We start from the raw sequence: 14,376 nt of genomic DNA, 5'->3' as shown, positions 1-14,376 counted from the left end.
AGTAGGCGAGGGAGGGCCGTTCAAGAAGGTCACACACGGGTGACCTCGCCGAACTGTACCGCGCGGGAATCTTGCCGGCCGGGAATTCCGCCGAGTCGCGTCACGGCGACCTCTTCCCCAGTTATTGGATGGGTCGTACAATTGCGGCGCCGGAAGGGAGGGCCGCATGTCCGCCGCGCCGAAGACCACCGCGACCAGGGAAAAGGACGAGCACGTCGCCGACCGGAGCGCGTACGAGGCCGTCATCGAACGCCTGTCGAAGGCCTCGGTCGACAAGCACTGGGAGCCGTACGTCGACATCCCCTGGGACGACCCCGAGTTCCACGTGGACCAGACCGACCCGCGCTGGGAGCTGCCGCCGGCCGACAGGCTGGGCGGCCATTCCTGGTATCGGAGCCGGCCGCCGGAGGTCAGGGCGCGCATCGGCCTCTGGCGGGTCGCGACCGCCATGAAGATCGGGTTGCAGTTCGAGAACCTGCTCAAGCGCGGGCTGCTCAACTACGCCTACCGGCTGCCGAACGGCTCTCCCGAGTTCCGGTACGTCTACCACGAGATGATCGAAGAAGGTCATCACGGGATGATGTTCCAGGAGTTCGTGAACCGCACGAAGCTCCCGATTCGCGGCATCCCCGGGCCGCTCAGCCTGCTCGCCCAGGTGGTGCCGTGGATTCCGCTGATCTCCACCGAGCTGTTCTTCGTCTTCGTGCTGGGCGGCGAGGACCCGATCGACCACGTGCAGCGCACGACGCTCAAGAGCGGGCGCATCCGGCATCCGCTCGAGGAGACCATCATGCGCATCCACGTGGCGGAGGAGGCGCGGCACATCTCCTTCGCCCGCCACTACCTGCGCCGGCGGGTGCCGCGCATGCCGCGCTACCGGCGCTTCGCGCTGAGCCTGCTCACGCCGCTGATCATCGGCCTCATGGCGCGGATCATGCTGTCCCCGCCCGGCTCCATGATCAGGGCGTTCCGGATCCCGGACGACGTCGTGCGCGAGGTCTACCTCGACAACCCCGAGACGGCCGCGCAGACCCGTGACTCGGTGTCCAGGACGAGAGAGCTTTGCTCAGATCTGGGCATGATGAACCCGATCAGCCGCCGTTTGTGGCGGGCGATGGGCATCTGGGACGAGCCGAAGGCTCAGGCGAGGGGAAACGCGTGAGGAAGACCGCCGTCGTCACGGGCGGGGCGTCGGGGATCGGGCGGGCCGTCGCCGCCGAGCTCGTACGGCGCGGCGCCCACGTCACGATCGCCGACGTCCGGGGGGCCGAGGACGCCGCCAAGGATCTCGGCTGCGCGGGCGTCGTGTGCGACGTCTCCGACGCGCAGGCCGTGCGGGAACTGGTCACCGGCGTGGCGGCCGAGCACGGGCGGCTCGACTTCCTGTTCAACAACGCCGGCATCGCGGTGGGCGGCCGTGCCGAGGAGTTCACGCTCGACCACTGGAACCGGACGATCGACGTGAACCTGCGCGGGGTGGTCCACGGCGTGCACGCGGCGTACCCGCTCATGATCGAGCAGGGCTACGGGCACATCGTGAACACCGCGTCGCTGGCCGGGCTGACCCCCGCGCCCATGATGCTGCCCTACACGGCGACCAAGCACGCCGTCGTCGGGCTCTCGCTCGCGCTGCGGGCCGAGGCGGCGGTCCACGGCGTGAAGGTCAGCGTGGTCTGCCCCGGGTTCACCGACACCCCGCTGCTCGACAACGCCAACCCCGGGCTGCCGCAGACCGAGATCGGGCTGCGCGCCCGCACGACGGCCGTGCGGGCCCAGGGCCGCCTGTATCCCGTGGAGTCGCTAGCCCGCGACGTGCTGCGCGGCGTGGCCAGGAACCAGGCGCTCATCGTCGCGCCCGCGTCCGCCCGCGCCACCTGGCGGGCCGTACGGCTCTCGCCCGCCCTGGCGGTGCGGGCGGCCGGCTCCGCCTTCCGCCGCATCATGCGCTGAGTCAGGGCCGGATCACGGGCCGAGCGGCAGGTACTCGAACCAGTCGAACGCGGCGACGTTGGAGCTCGGGCGGCCGTTGGAGCTGGCGTACATGCCGATGTAGGCGCCGGTGAAGCCGCCGGCCACGGCGCTGCTGAGGATCCTGCCGTCCACCGGGTCGCCGAGGTCGGTCCACTCCCCCGGCGCGACGGCGTACCTGGCCTGGTAGGCCTGCCCGCGCGCCTCCACTCCGAGGTAGAGCCGCCGCTGGCCGGGCACCCGTACGGAGGCGAGCAGGTCGTCGCCGCCCGCCTTCCTGCGGACGAGTTCGAGGCCGCGCGCGGTCCGCACGAGCAGCACGTGGTGGTCGTCGTCCTGCACCAGCGCGAGACCCGCGCACTCCCCGGCCGCGGGCGTGAAGTCGAGCGCGGCGTGGACGGCGAAGTCCATGTGCTGCTGCCTGCGGGCGACCAGGCTCGGGTTGACCCGCTGGGCCAGCGTCTCCGGCCGCAGCCGCAGCCGCAGGCGGCTGTCGCCCAGGCTCCAGTAGGGCGTGCGCGGGGTGCGCAGGTGGTTCCAGACAGGCGAGAGCCGGTCGGCGTCGAAGTGGTCGCAGGCGGGCACGGCGGGCCAGCGGTGCTCGGGCAGCGCCGGTCCCGCGGCCACGGGCGCGACCTGCGCGGCGACCGGCCAGCCGTCCTCCCAGGAGACCCGGGTGAGGAACGTCTCCCTGCCCAGGTTGTCGCCTCTCAGGTTGCCGGCGCCCAGGTCGCCGGGAGTGCCGTACGGGCGCGTGGCCAGCAGCACCATCCACCACTCGCCGTCCGGGGTCTCCACCAGGTCGGCGTGGCCCGTGCAGGCGATGGGGTGGTTGAGGCCCAGATGCCGGTGGGTGAGGATCGGGTTGCGCGGGTTCGGCTCGTACGGCCCGGTGACGTGGTCGGCCCTGGCGACCACGACCGCGTGGTCGTACGACGTGCCGCCCTCCGACGTCAGCAGGTAGTACCTGCCGCCGATCCGGTACAGGTGGGGGCCCTCGGCCCACACGGCGCCCCGCTGGGCGGCCTCCCAGACGACCCGCTCCTCGCCGCACGGCTCCAGCGTGGCCGGGTCGAGCTCCAGGAGGTAGACCTCGGTCTCCCCGGGGTAGCGGCCCGCGTCCTTCTCCCTCGTGCCGGTGAGCCAGACCCGGCCCTCGTCGAACAGCAGCGAGGGATCGATGCCGCGGGCTCCCGGCAGCCATCGGGGTTCGCTCCAGGGGCCCGCGGGGTCGGTGGCGGTGACGATGAAGTTGCCCGGCCCGTCCACCAGCGTGGTGATGACGTAGAAGACGCCGTCGTGATGGCGGATGGTGGCGGCGTAGACGCCGCCCGAGGGCCGCATGCCGTCCAGGTCGAGCTGGGACGGGCGGTCGAGCACGTGCCCGAGCTGCCGCCAGTTGACCAGGTCGCGGCTGTGGAAGATCGGCACGCCTGGGAACCACTCGAAGCTGGAGGTCACCAGGTAGTAGTCCTCGCCCACCCGGCACACCGATGGGTCGGGGTGGAATCCGGGGATGACGGGGTTCCGGTACTCCCACCCGTCGACTTCGTCGATCATTTGTCCCTTCCTCGAACGTGACCGGCCCGGTCCCCCATGCGGGGAACCGGGCCGTCCGGCACCGGCACGGTGCGCCAGAGCCTTTCAGCGCGGGGCCTCCCTGCGCCAGGCCCCGTCTGCCGGGCTCCGGTGTCCGATCCCGTGCCGGAGATCAGTGTGTGAACTGAGTACGTGAGGTCAGCGCCGCAGTCGCAGCACGCCCCAGTGGCTGGTGTCCCGGTATCCCTGCCCGGTGGCGTCGTTCCAGGTCGCCGCGCTGGTCCTGGCGGCGCCCGTGGCGTCGTCGACCTGGACGTCGAAGCCGAGCAGCGTGCCGTCCCGCAGCGTGATCGTGGGCAGCTTCACGGCGGCCTCGATCACGTAGCCGCCGGGGACGGCCTTGGCGGCGGCGTTCAGGTTGCCCGCGATGGCGGCGGGGTCGAGCGGACCTCCGACCGACGTCCTCCCGGAGAAGCTGATCCGATACTGACCGTCGTCGTCGCCGTAGCCCCTGGTCTTGCCGTTGCCGGGGTCCACGAAGAACTCGACGGAGTCCTGCTCCCACGGGTTGGCCGACTGCTCGCTGAGCGTGGGGTCGGCGACCTGCGCCAGCAGGTACAGCGTGTCGCCGCTCCACAGGGCCCGGGCCCGCGCGGTCGCCCCCGACGTGCCCTGGATCCAGGTGGCGGTGCGGATCTCCGGCGCCGCCGCCCAGGCCGGGTCGACGGCGCCGTCGACCACCGGCCGGCGGCCCGGCGCGGTGGTCAGCTTCACCGCGGGCGTGGCCGTGAGCTTTCCGGTCCAGGAGGTCTGCGAGCCGCCGGAGGCGTCCGTGACCGCCACGGCGACGTCGGTTCCGATCGGCAGCCGCGCCTCCACCCGGTAGCCGCCGGTCGTCTTCCTCACGGCCGCGTCGACGCCGCGCGGGTGGCCGCCGTCGCGCCGGACGGCGTACGGCGTGCCGCCCACGGTGAACGTGACCCGGTCGCTTCTGTCGTCGCTCGGGTCGCGCACCTCGGCCAGGACGTACAGCCACCTGGCCGACGAGCGGGCCTGGAACCCGGCCGACACGTCACCGACGCGGGCGATCGACGTGTCGGGCAGCAGGTCCCATTCGAGGTCGCGCCTGCCGTCCACCTCGGGGGTCGCGGCGGGGGCCTCAAGCCTGCGCACCAGCGGCGGCAGCTTCGCCGGGTCCACGACGCCCCAGTAGGCCGGCTTGGCCTGGAGCGCGTCGTCGAAGAGCAGCGGGGCGTTCAGCCGGGTGATCGGGAAGGTCGACAGCCAGGTGGCGTCGTCGGCCAGGCCCCACACGGTCACCGAGCTGAGTTGCGTCTTGTGCCTGCGGAAGACGTCGAACAGCTCCTTGTAGCGGTAGCCCTGCTCGGCGAGCACCTCGGCCGGCACCTCGTCGTACGTGGAGACGAAGTCGGGGTAGACGCTCACGTCCAGCTCGGTGATCTGCTGGTCCACCCCGAGCGTGGCGAACGTCGAGATCGTGTCCTCGACGTCCGACGCCGGCGGCTGCTCGATGTTGAGGTGGAGCTGGTGGCCGACACCGTCGATCGGCACGCCCTCGGCCTTCAGCCTCTTCACCAGGTCGTACAGCGCCTGCCGCTTGCGCGGGAACTCGGTGTTGTAGTCGTTGATGAACAGCTTGGCGGCCGGGTCGGTCTCGTGCGCGACGCGGAAGGCCGTGCGAATAAAGTCGAGGCCGGTGATCTGGAACCACTTCGACCGGCGCAGGCCGTCGGGCTGGTTCTCGTCCACCACCTCGTTGACCACGTCCCAGACCGCGATCGTGCCCTTGTAGCGGCCGACCAGCGTCTTCACGTGGTTCTCCAGCCGCTTCAGCAGCAGCGCCTTGTCCTCCGGCGAGGAGGTGAGGTCGCGGTCGCCGTCCTTGAACACCCAGTCGGGCGTCTGGCTGTGCCAGGCGAGCGTGTGCCCGCGGAAGGTCAGGCCGTGCTGGACGGCGTAGTTCACCAGGTAGTCGCCCTCGGCGAAGGTGAACTCGTCCTCGCGCGGCTCGGTCGCGTCCCACTTGAGGTCGTTGCCGGGGGTGACCCCGCCGAAGTGCTTGAGCAGCAGGTCGCCGTGCTCGCCGAGCGTCTGGGCGCGGGCGACGGCCGCCCCCAGGGTGAACGGCACCTCGTCCTTGAGCGCGGGGATGTCCGTCTGGATCGGTTTGGGCTCGACGTACGTCAGCGTGAAGTCGTCCAGGTAGAAGGGGAACGTGCCGGCGTCGGACTCCACGTAGACGCCGAGGAAGTCCACGTCGTAGGCGAGCGTGTAGGTGCCGGTCAGCTGCACCCACTCTCCCTCGGGGACGGCCTTCGGCGCGGCCACCCGCTCGTAGCTGGGGGTGCCGTTCGTCCGGCGCTCGATCGACAGGCCGAGGTTGCCCGAGGCCGTGTCCGGACCGAGCCGCACCCAGGCCGACAGGGTGTACTTCGACCCCTTGGCCATCTTGCCGAGCACGCTGATCGCCGGGCCGTCCCAGGAGGCCGAGCGGCCGGTCACCGCGAGGCTGCGGGCGCCGCCGTGCGCGGCGTCGGTCGTGGCCGCCAGGGACGCCGAGGCGCGCGGCGACCAGCCCTGGGCGGTGCCGGTCTCGAAGTCGGTGCTCAGGCCCGAACGCGCGGGGTCGGTGTCCGAGGTGATGACGATGTCGTCGATGTAGTACTTCGCGGTGGCCTCGGAACTCTCGGCGTAGAGCTGCACGTCGGTGGAGTCGGCGCCGAAGGAGTAGGTGCCCGACAGCTCGGCCCAGCCGCCGTCGGTCACGGTGGCGGCGGCCACCCGTTCGTAGGTGGTGTCGCCCCCGTCGGGTGTGCGCTGCACGGTCAGCGCGATCGTGCTCGACGGCTCCCCGCTCACCATCCGGGCGTACGCCGTGACCTGGTACGTGACGCCCTTCTGAAAGGGCGGGCCGATGGACGCCCCGTGCCAGGTGGCGGTGCGGCCGGAGGTGAGCAGGGAGCGCGACCCCGAGTGCGCGGCGTCGGAGGTCGCGCCGACCTCGACCCCGTCGCCTCTGGCCCCCCATCCCTGGGTGGTGCCGTCTTCGAAGTCGTACTTCGCGACCTGCACGGCAGCGGCGCCGGCGGGAGTCGCACTCGCCGCGACCGCCGGCAGTCCCACGAACAAGCACAGTACGGCCGCGACAGCGGGCCGTACTGCGAGCAAACGCAGTACGGCCGCGGCCGCCCGGTGAAGGAGGCTGCGCATCGGGGGGTCTCCTCGTGCCGCGTTAGCGCGTGGCCAGGTTGTCGGCGAGAAGCCGGATCAGGGGCTCGCGCCGCGTGCAGGTGGACAGGGCGAAGGAGTCGGCGAGCGCGAGCAGCTCGTCGTCGTCCAGCCCGCGGAACAGCTCGGCGTACTCGGGCAGCAGCGCCTGGGCGATGAGGATGTGCCGGATGAGGTCGTCGGTCTGGTAGCGGGCGCCCCACGGGTAAGGGTTCCAGGAAGGGAACTCCGTGTCGATCAGCCGGTGCAGCGGCGCGAGCTCGCTCGCCGTCTCCTCCATCGTCGAGCCCCATCGGTCGGCGCCGAGCCGCTTCTTCTTCGCCATGAACGGCCCGAACCGCTCCATGTAGGACCCGCCCGCGCAGACCAGGCCCTGCAGGCCGACGTCCTTGTAGGTCCAGATGGACCAGCCGGCCTCGTACGCGTCGAAGATCTCCAGCTGGTCGCGCAGGATCTGGTAGCGCTGCTCGTCCACGGAGGGGTCGCCGGTGTAGACGGGCCCGAACTCGCCGACCCAGATCGGCGTGCCGGTCTCCCGCTGGAAGGCGGTGCGGCGGGCGAAGGCGCGCTCCAGCTCGTCGCGGTCGCACCACTCGCCCCTCGTGAAGCCCGGGTAGGGGCCGCCGTGGGCGAACCCGGCCAGCGCGTAGTCGTGGCAGACGAACACCGTGTTCTCGTAGACCTCGTGGAAGACCGAGAAGTCGGTGGAGTAGGTGTTGCCGTCGAGGAACAGCACGTGGGCGGGGTCCACCGCGCGCAGCGCCTTGACCAGACGGTCGTAGAAGGGCCCGACCACCCGGCCGCCGGGGTCGCCCGGCTCGTTGATCGGGTTGTAGCCCGCCACCCACGGGTTGTCCTTGTAGTGGTCGGCCAGCGCCTCCCACAGGTGAACCGCCCGGTCCTGGAAGTGCCGGTGCTCCCAGAAGGAGGCGACGTGGGTGGGGTTGTCGGAGTGCCAGTGCTGGTTCTGCGCCCCCGGGAGCGCGTGCAGGTCGATGACGCTGTAGACGCCGCGCTCACCCAGCATGTCGACGACCCGGTCGAGGTGGTGGAAGCCGCGCTCGACGATCTCCATCGGCCGGTCGTCCGCCTCGAAGTGGTGGTAGTTCACCGGGATCCGCACGCAGTTGACGCCCATGTCCCGCAGGAGGTCGGCGTCGGCCTCGGTGAAGAACGAGGTCAGGAAGCGGTCGAAGAACATCTCGTGACGTTCCTCGCCGAGCACCTCCCGCACCGCCGCGCGCATCGAGGACTCGTTGGCGGGGTAACCGGTGATGAAGTTCTCCATGTTGAGCCAGCCGCCCAGGCCGACACCCCGCAGCCTCACCGGGTCGCCCGCCTCGTCAACCAGCCGGGATCCGGACACGCGCAGCAGCGTCATAGATTCTCCTCAATCCTCGAAACCGGCGGCGTGGCCGGAGAGCGACGGCCCCGCCTTCTCCTCCGCTACCCGCTGTCGACAGTCGCGCTGAAAGTTTCGGCTAACAGCCGAATGTTTCGTGGTCCGGAGAATAAGTAAAGCTAAGGTTAAGCGTCAAGGGCACTCAAGGCATGATCACGGCGGTCACGCGTCTCATCAGGGGGAACCGGTTCAGGTCTCCCGAAACTTTCGGCTACGATCTGCATCATGCCAGTGAAGAGGCGGGTGACCATCGCCCAGATAGCGGAGGAGGCCGGAGTCTCCGTTCCGACCGTGTCCAAGGTGATCAACGGCCGTCCCGAGGTCGCGCCGGAGACCCGTCAGCGGGTGGAGCGCCTCCTCCAGAAGCACGGATACCAGCGCAGGACGGGGCAGGGCGACGGCCCGGTCGGGTTACTGGACCTGGTGTTCGCCGAGATCGAGAGCCCGTGGGCCATGGAACTGGTGCGCGGGGCCGAGCAGGCGGCACACGAGGCCGCCGCGAGCGTGGTGATCTCCGTGCTGCACACGCACGCGGGCCCCGGCCGTGACTGGCTGGAGCGCATCGCGGCGCGGCGCACGGACGGTGTGATCATCGTCAGCTCCCGGCTCTCGGTGCGCCAGCAGGGCCAGCTCAGCGCCCGTTCGATCCCGTTCGTCGTCGTCGACCCCGAGGGCGAGCCGCCGCCCGGCGTGGCGTCGGTCGGCGCGACCAACTGGCACGGCGGCCTCGCGGCCACGCGCCACCTTCTCGACCTCGGTCACACCCGGATCGGCATGATCGGCGGTCCGCCGGACATGCTGTGCAGCCGGGCCAGGATCGACGGCTACCGCGCCGCGCTGGAGACCGCCGGGGTGTCCATCGAGCCCGAGCTCATTCGCTACGGCGACTTCCTGGTCAACTCGGGCCACGACGCCGGTCACGCGCTGCTCTCGCTGGACAACCCCCCGACCGCCATCTTCGCCGGCAGCGACATGCAGGCGTTCGGCGTGTTCGAGGCGGCTCGGCAGCGGGGCCTGCGGGTGCCCGAGGACCTCAGCGTGGTCGGCTTCGACGACCTGCCGCTGTCCCGGTCCGCGTGGCCGCCGCTGACCACCGTGCGCCAGCCCCTGGAGGAGATGGCCGCGCTGGCCGCGCGGATGGTGCTGGCCATGGGCCGGGGCGAGAACACCGAGGCGCGCCGCGTCGAGCTGTCCACCGATCTGGTGGTCCGGGAGAGCACCGCACGGCCCCGGTGAAACCGGAGCTCGTCCCATGATCGTCCAAAATGGGAGCGCTTGGACGAATGGGGGCGGGATGACCGACGAACACGCTAAGGTTTCTGCGGATATCGCCGGGTTCGCGGGACGGGGCTGACGGTTGCGGAGTTCGCGTGGAGCGGCCGTCACGGCATTCGCCGCGGCGCTCATGCTTCTGGGAGGTTCCGGGTCGGCGGCCCTCGCGGCGCCGGTCCGCCATGGCGCCGGGACGGTGTGGTCCGGGACGGCGCGGGCCGAGACGGTGTGGTCCGGGACGGCGCGGGGCGCGGAGCATGCGGCGGCCGCCCCGGTGCCGGCGCTTCCCGGCAGGCGGGCGGCCGGGGCGGCGGAAGGCCCGTCCGTCGAGGAGCATCCCTGTCCGGTCGCCGTGCCGTCCGGCACGACCTGCGGTTACCTCCTGGCCCCCGAGCGGCGTGACGTCCCCAACAGCAGGACCATCAAGGTCGGCTACGCGGTGCACCGGGCGTCACAGGCCTCAGGACAGGCGGCCGACCCGGTCGTCTACATGAGCGGCGGGCCGGGATCCGCCTCGCTCCAGCTCACCGGGTTCCTCTCCCAGATGTTCCCCGGCCGCGACGTGGTCGTCCTCGAACAGCGCGGCGGGCGCTACTCCGAGCCCAGACTGAGCTGCCCCGAGATCGTCCGCGGGGTCGTGGACACCCTGCGCACGCCCGGGCCCGCGTCGGCCGAGACCGCCCCGCTCGCCCGGCAGGCGCTGGCCTGCCAGTCGCGCCTTGAGGGCGAGCACGTCGACCTGCGCGGCTACCGGACCGCCGAGATCGCGGCCGACGTCGTGGACCTGCGTGCCGCGCTCGGCTACCCGCGGTGGTACCTGTTCGGCGTCAGCTACTCCACCCGCCCGATGCTGCTGGCGGCGGCGCGCGACCCGCAGGGCACCCGAGGGGTCGTGCTGGACTCGCTGCTTCCCGCGGGCGCCCGCTGGTACGACGAGTCGTCGGCCGCGCTCTCGGCGACGATGACCAAACTGGGGATCGCCGCCCGGTTCGACGCCATGGTGAAAGCGCTCAACGCGCACCCCGCGACGTACGAGACCCGGGACCCGCTCACCCGCAAGCGGCTGACGGTGCAGCTCAACGGGGACGACGTCGCGACGATCCTCGGCGAGGCGCTGCACGAGACCGACGTGATCCCGATCGTGCCGGCCCTCGTGGACGGGCTGGCCTCCGGGCGCACCGAACTGCTGCAACCCCTGGTCGACGCCGCCGGCGACGGGCTGACCTCGCACGAGTGGGGCCTGTACTACGCCGTCCAGTGCCAGGACGAGACGCCGTACAACTCCTTTTCCGACTCGCGGGGCCCCCGGCTGTTCACGGGGGTCGTCGACGCGGCGGTCTGCGACGCCTGGGATCTGCCGGCCGCGCGGGCCGACGCCGACCTGCTGACCCCGCACGCGTCGGTCACCCCGGCCTCGTCGGACGGCGCGCCGATCGAGGGGGCGTCGTCCGAGGGGGCGGCGCCGCCGGTCCTGGTCCTCGGCGGCCAGTACGACCCCACCACCCCGCCGGAGGCCGCGCGGCAGGCGGTGTCGGCCGTGCCGGGCGCGCGGTTCGCCGAGTTCGCCGGGGTCGGGCACGCCGTCTTCCTGGCGAACGCCTGCAGCCGTCAGATGATCGCCGCGTTCCTCGACGATCCGGCCGCCACGGCCCGCGCGTGCGACCCCGGCGCCGCGCCGTACCCCATCGTGCGTCCGGGCGGTCTGCTCCTCACGTCGTCGGTCTACCGGCTGTCCCGGTCGCCGATCCCGCTGGGCGTCCCCGCGGCCTTCCTGCTCGTCTCGGCCGTCCAGCTCGTCGCGGGGCTGGTCTCCCTGCTGCGCAGGCGCGGCGGCGGGCTGAGCGCGCTCGCGGGCCTGGCGGGCGTCGCGCTGTGCGCGCTGTCGGCGCTCAGCCTGTCGGCGATCCAGGACTGGACCACGCTCGCGATCGGGGTGCCGCACGCCCTGGCCTGGTATGGCCTGCTGGCCCTCGTCTCCACCGGGCTGTCGATCGTCGAGGCGTTCCGGCTGAACGCCGCCGCCGCCCGGATCGTCCCCGTCCTGACCGGCCTCGCGTTCCTCGCCTGGCTGTACGGCTGGCTGCTGTCTTGATCAAGCCCGCCTTAAGCGCTTATTAAAAGGAAAGTTTCTTAATAGAGAGCATTGACGCGGCTGTTCCGGCGGCTTACGTTCCGATCAACCCCTGGGGGGCGGGGTGTGAAGGATCGGCACTTCGCCTGTCGGAGGTATGGCTGTGCGCCTGTTGAGATCATCGTTGGCACGGACCGCTACGGCGGTCTGCGTCGCGTTCGCCGCCGGGGCGGCGGCACTGGCCGCGACCGGCGGGGCCGCCGGGGCGGCCGCCGTCGACGAGGCGTGCCGGCCCGACGGGCTCTACCGGACGCCCGGCGTGCAGGTCCCCTACTGCCTGGCCTACGACACCGACGGCCGCGAGAAGATGGGCGGGGACCACCCCCGCCGCGTCATCGGCTACTTCACCGGCTGGCGCGACGGCTCCAACGGGCAGACCCGCTATCTGGTCAAGGACATCCCGTGGGGCAAGGTCACCCACATCAACTACGCGTTCGCCCACGTGGGGCCGGACGACAAGATCTCCGTCGGGTCGGACACCGCCAAGAATCCCGCCGTCGGCATGACCTGGCCCGGCGTCGCCGGCGCCGAGATGGACCCGGCGTACTCCTACAAGGGCCACTTCAACCTGCTCGGCAAGTTCAAGAAGCAGTTTCCGGACACCAAGACCCTGATCAGCGTGGGCGGCTGGGCCGAGACCGGCGGCTACTTCGACGACGCGGGCACGCGGCAGGCGAGCGGCGGCTTCTACACGATGACGTCGACCCAGGCGGGCATCGACACGTTCGCGGACTCCGTCGTGTCGTTCCTGCGCACGTACGGCTTCAACGGCGTGGACATCGACTACGAGTACCCGACGTCGAACAACGACGCGGGCAACCCGCTCGACTGGCCGATCGCCAACTCCAAGCGCGCGACCCTGATGAAGGGCTACGCCGCGCTGGTGAAGACGCTTCGCGAGAGGCTGGACCGCGCCTCCGCCGCCGACGGGAAGTACTACATGCTGACCGTCGCCGCGCCCGCGTCCGGCTGGCTGCTGCGCGGCATGGAGACCTACCAGGTCACGCAGTACCTCGACTACGTCGACATCATGTCGTACGACCTGCACGGCGCGTGGAACAAGTACGTCGGCCCCAACGCGTACCTCTTCGACGACGGCAAGGACGGCGAGCTCGCCGCCGCCGGCGTGTACGGGGCCGGGCAGTACGGCGGCATCGGCTACCTCAACACCGACTGGGCCTACCACTACTTCCGCGGGGCCATGCAGCCGGGCCGGATCAACATCGGCCTGCCGTACTACACCCGGGGGTTCAAGAACGTGCAGGGCGGCACGAGCGGGCTGTGGGGGACCGCCCCCGCCACCACCTGCCCGGCCGGCTCCGGCCTCACCACCTGCGGCGACGGCGCGATCGGCATCGACAACCTGTGGCACGACCTCGACGACAACGGCAAGGAGTCGCCGGCGGGCTCCAACCCGATGTGGCACGCAAAGAACCTCGAGAAGGGCATCCTCGGCGACTACCTGGCCGCCTACGGCGTCACGGACACCTCGCTGACCGGCGCCTACGCCCGCTACTACGACTCGACGCTCACCGCTCCCTGGCTGTGGAACTCCACCAAGAAGGTGTTCCTGTCCACCGAGGACGACCAGTCGGTGGCGGCCAAGGCCGACTACGTGATCTCCAAGGGCATCGGCGGCACGATGATCTGGGAGCTGGCCGGCGACTACGGCTGGAACTCGGCCAAGGGCCAGTACGAGCCCGGCGCCACGCTGACCACGCTGATGTACGACAAGTTCAAGGCCGCCACGCCGTACGGGAACGTGCGGGCGACCACCCCGATCCCGGCGCAGAAGCTGGACATCTCGGTGGAGTTCCGCGACTTCGCCCTGGGCGACAACAACTACCCGATCAACCCGAAGATCCACATCACCAACAACTCGGGCGTGACGCTGCCGGGCGGGACGGAGTTCCAGTTCGACTACGCGAGCTCGGCTCCGGGCAACGCGGCCGACCAGTCGGGCTTCGGCTCCACGGTCATCCGCAGGGACCACACCGCGCCCGACAACATCGGCGGTCTGAAGGGCGACTACAACCGGGTGTCGCTGAAGCTGCCGGGCTGGCAGGCCCTCGCGCCGGGCGCCTCGGTGGACGTCGCCTTCGTCTACTATCTGCCCACCTCGACCCCCTCCAACTGGACGGTCTCCTTCGGCGGCGCGACCTACGGCATCAGTCAGGACCTCGCCAGGGGCGGCGTGACGGCCTCACCCTCCGCTTCCCCGTCCGGCTCCCCGTCGGCGTCTCCCAGCGCGTCGCCGTCGGCCGGCACGTGCACGGCTCCCGCGTGGTCGTCCACGACCGTCTACACGGGCGGCAACCTCGTCTCGTACACCGGTCACACGTGGAAGGCGCAGTGGTGGACCCAGGGCGAGACGCCCGGCAACGCGCAGGTGTGGCTGGACCAGGGGCCCTGCGCGTCCGCCTCGCCCTCTGCCTCCCCCTCGGCCTCCACCAGTGCCTCGCCCAGCCCGTCTCCGAGCGCCTCGCCGTCCGCGTCGCCGTCCGCGTCGCCTTCGGTCTCGCCGTCGGCGAGCCCCGGCGGCTACCCCGGCTGGGCGGCCGGCACGGCGTACGCGACGGGTGACCGGGTGACCTACGGCGGCGCGGTCTACCAGTGCCGTCAGCCGCACACCGCCCTGGCGGGCTGGGAGCCGCCGAACGTCCCCGCCCTCTGGACCAGGCTCTGACCCACGCCCCTGCCCGTACGTCCCGCGGCGACTCGCCCGGACGTACGGCACAGCCTCCGGGCCGTCCCGGACCGGTGACACCGGTACGGCCCGGAGCCGATGCCCGGCGGTCTCAGCCGATCACGAGTC

General features: G+C 71.3%; 8 protein-coding genes. 5 read left to right on the top strand and 3 right to left on the bottom strand.

Annotated features, from left to right (window positions below; all coding sequences use genetic code 11):
- Positions 1-166: 166 nt before the first annotated feature.
- Positions 167-1,162 carry an AurF N-oxygenase family protein gene (locus FH610_RS12835; protein WP_139574579.1) on the top strand — a complete coding sequence of 332 codons (996 nt, stop codon included), beginning with the start codon at positions 167-169 and terminating at the stop codon, positions 1,160-1,162.
- On the top strand, positions 1,159-1,950 hold the full coding sequence (locus FH610_RS12830) for an SDR family NAD(P)-dependent oxidoreductase (protein ID WP_139574578.1): 792 nt from the start codon (positions 1,159-1,161) through the stop codon (positions 1,948-1,950). The genes FH610_RS12835 and FH610_RS12830 overlap by 4 nt, the downstream gene beginning before the upstream one ends.
- 12 nt (positions 1,951-1,962) lie before the next feature.
- Here the strand turns inward: FH610_RS12830 and FH610_RS12825 are convergent, their stop codons facing one another.
- From FH610_RS12825 to FH610_RS12815, 3 genes are all read right to left on the bottom strand, one after another.
- The gene (locus FH610_RS12825; protein ID WP_139574577.1) at positions 1,963-3,528 is read right to left on the bottom strand and encodes a glycoside hydrolase family 43 protein; all 1,566 of its coding nucleotides are present in this window, start codon (positions 3,526-3,528) and stop codon (positions 1,963-1,965) included.
- 177 nt (positions 3,529-3,705) lie between these two features.
- Positions 3,706-6,738, bottom strand: coding sequence for an endo-1,4-beta-xylanase (locus tag FH610_RS12820; RefSeq protein WP_139574576.1), 3,033 nt, complete (start codon positions 6,736-6,738; stop codon positions 3,706-3,708).
- Between the two features lie 22 nt (positions 6,739-6,760).
- On the bottom strand, positions 6,761-8,137 hold the full coding sequence (locus tag FH610_RS12815) for a glycoside hydrolase family 5 protein (protein ID WP_139574575.1): 1,377 nt from the start codon (positions 8,135-8,137) through the stop codon (positions 6,761-6,763).
- 246 nt (positions 8,138-8,383) lie between these two features.
- On the opposite strand from FH610_RS12815, the gene FH610_RS12810 reads away from it, so the two are divergent.
- From FH610_RS12810 to FH610_RS12800, 3 genes are all read left to right on the top strand, one after another.
- Positions 8,384-9,394, top strand: a complete 1,011-nt coding sequence (locus tag FH610_RS12810) for a LacI family DNA-binding transcriptional regulator (RefSeq protein WP_139574574.1) — start codon at positions 8,384-8,386, stop codon at positions 9,392-9,394.
- Between the two features lie 169 nt (positions 9,395-9,563).
- Positions 9,564-11,522 (top strand): alpha/beta hydrolase, encoded by a 1,959-nt coding sequence (locus FH610_RS12805; protein WP_139574573.1) that lies wholly within the window; start codon positions 9,564-9,566, stop codon positions 11,520-11,522.
- A gap of 163 nt (positions 11,523-11,685) precedes the next feature.
- Positions 11,686-14,247, top strand: a complete 2,562-nt coding sequence (locus FH610_RS12800) for a chitinase C-terminal domain-containing protein (RefSeq protein ID WP_276607661.1) — start codon at positions 11,686-11,688, stop codon at positions 14,245-14,247.
- Positions 14,248-14,376 lie beyond the last annotated feature (129 nt).

The organism is Microbispora catharanthi, assembly GCF_006334915.2.
Taxonomy (GTDB): Bacteria; Actinomycetota; Actinomycetes; order Streptosporangiales; family Streptosporangiaceae; genus Microbispora; species Microbispora catharanthi.
The sequence above is the reverse complement of the archived record's forward strand: the minus strand, read 5'-3'. Positions and strand labels throughout refer to the sequence as shown.

What these genes read in the sequence shown, in the direction of transcription:
- FH610_RS12835 (WP_139574579.1), top strand. Translation starts at nt 167, where the DNA reads ATGTCCGCCGCGCCGAAGACCACCGCGACCAGGGAAAAGGACGAGCAC.
- FH610_RS12805 (WP_139574573.1), top strand. Translation starts at nt 9,564, where the DNA reads ATGCTTCTGGGAGGTTCCGGGTCGGCGGCCCTCGCGGCGCCGGTCCGC.
- FH610_RS12825 (WP_139574577.1), bottom strand. Translation starts at nt 3,528, where the DNA reads ATGATCGACGAAGTCGACGGGTGGGAGTACCGGAACCCCGTCATCCCC.
- FH610_RS12820 (WP_139574576.1), bottom strand. Translation starts at nt 6,738, where the DNA reads ATGCGCAGCCTCCTTCACCGGGCGGCCGCGGCCGTACTGCGTTTGCTC.
- FH610_RS12815 (WP_139574575.1), bottom strand. Translation starts at nt 8,137, where the DNA reads ATGACGCTGCTGCGCGTGTCCGGATCCCGGCTGGTTGACGAGGCGGGC.
- FH610_RS12810 (WP_139574574.1), top strand. Translation starts at nt 8,384, where the DNA reads ATGCCAGTGAAGAGGCGGGTGACCATCGCCCAGATAGCGGAGGAGGCC.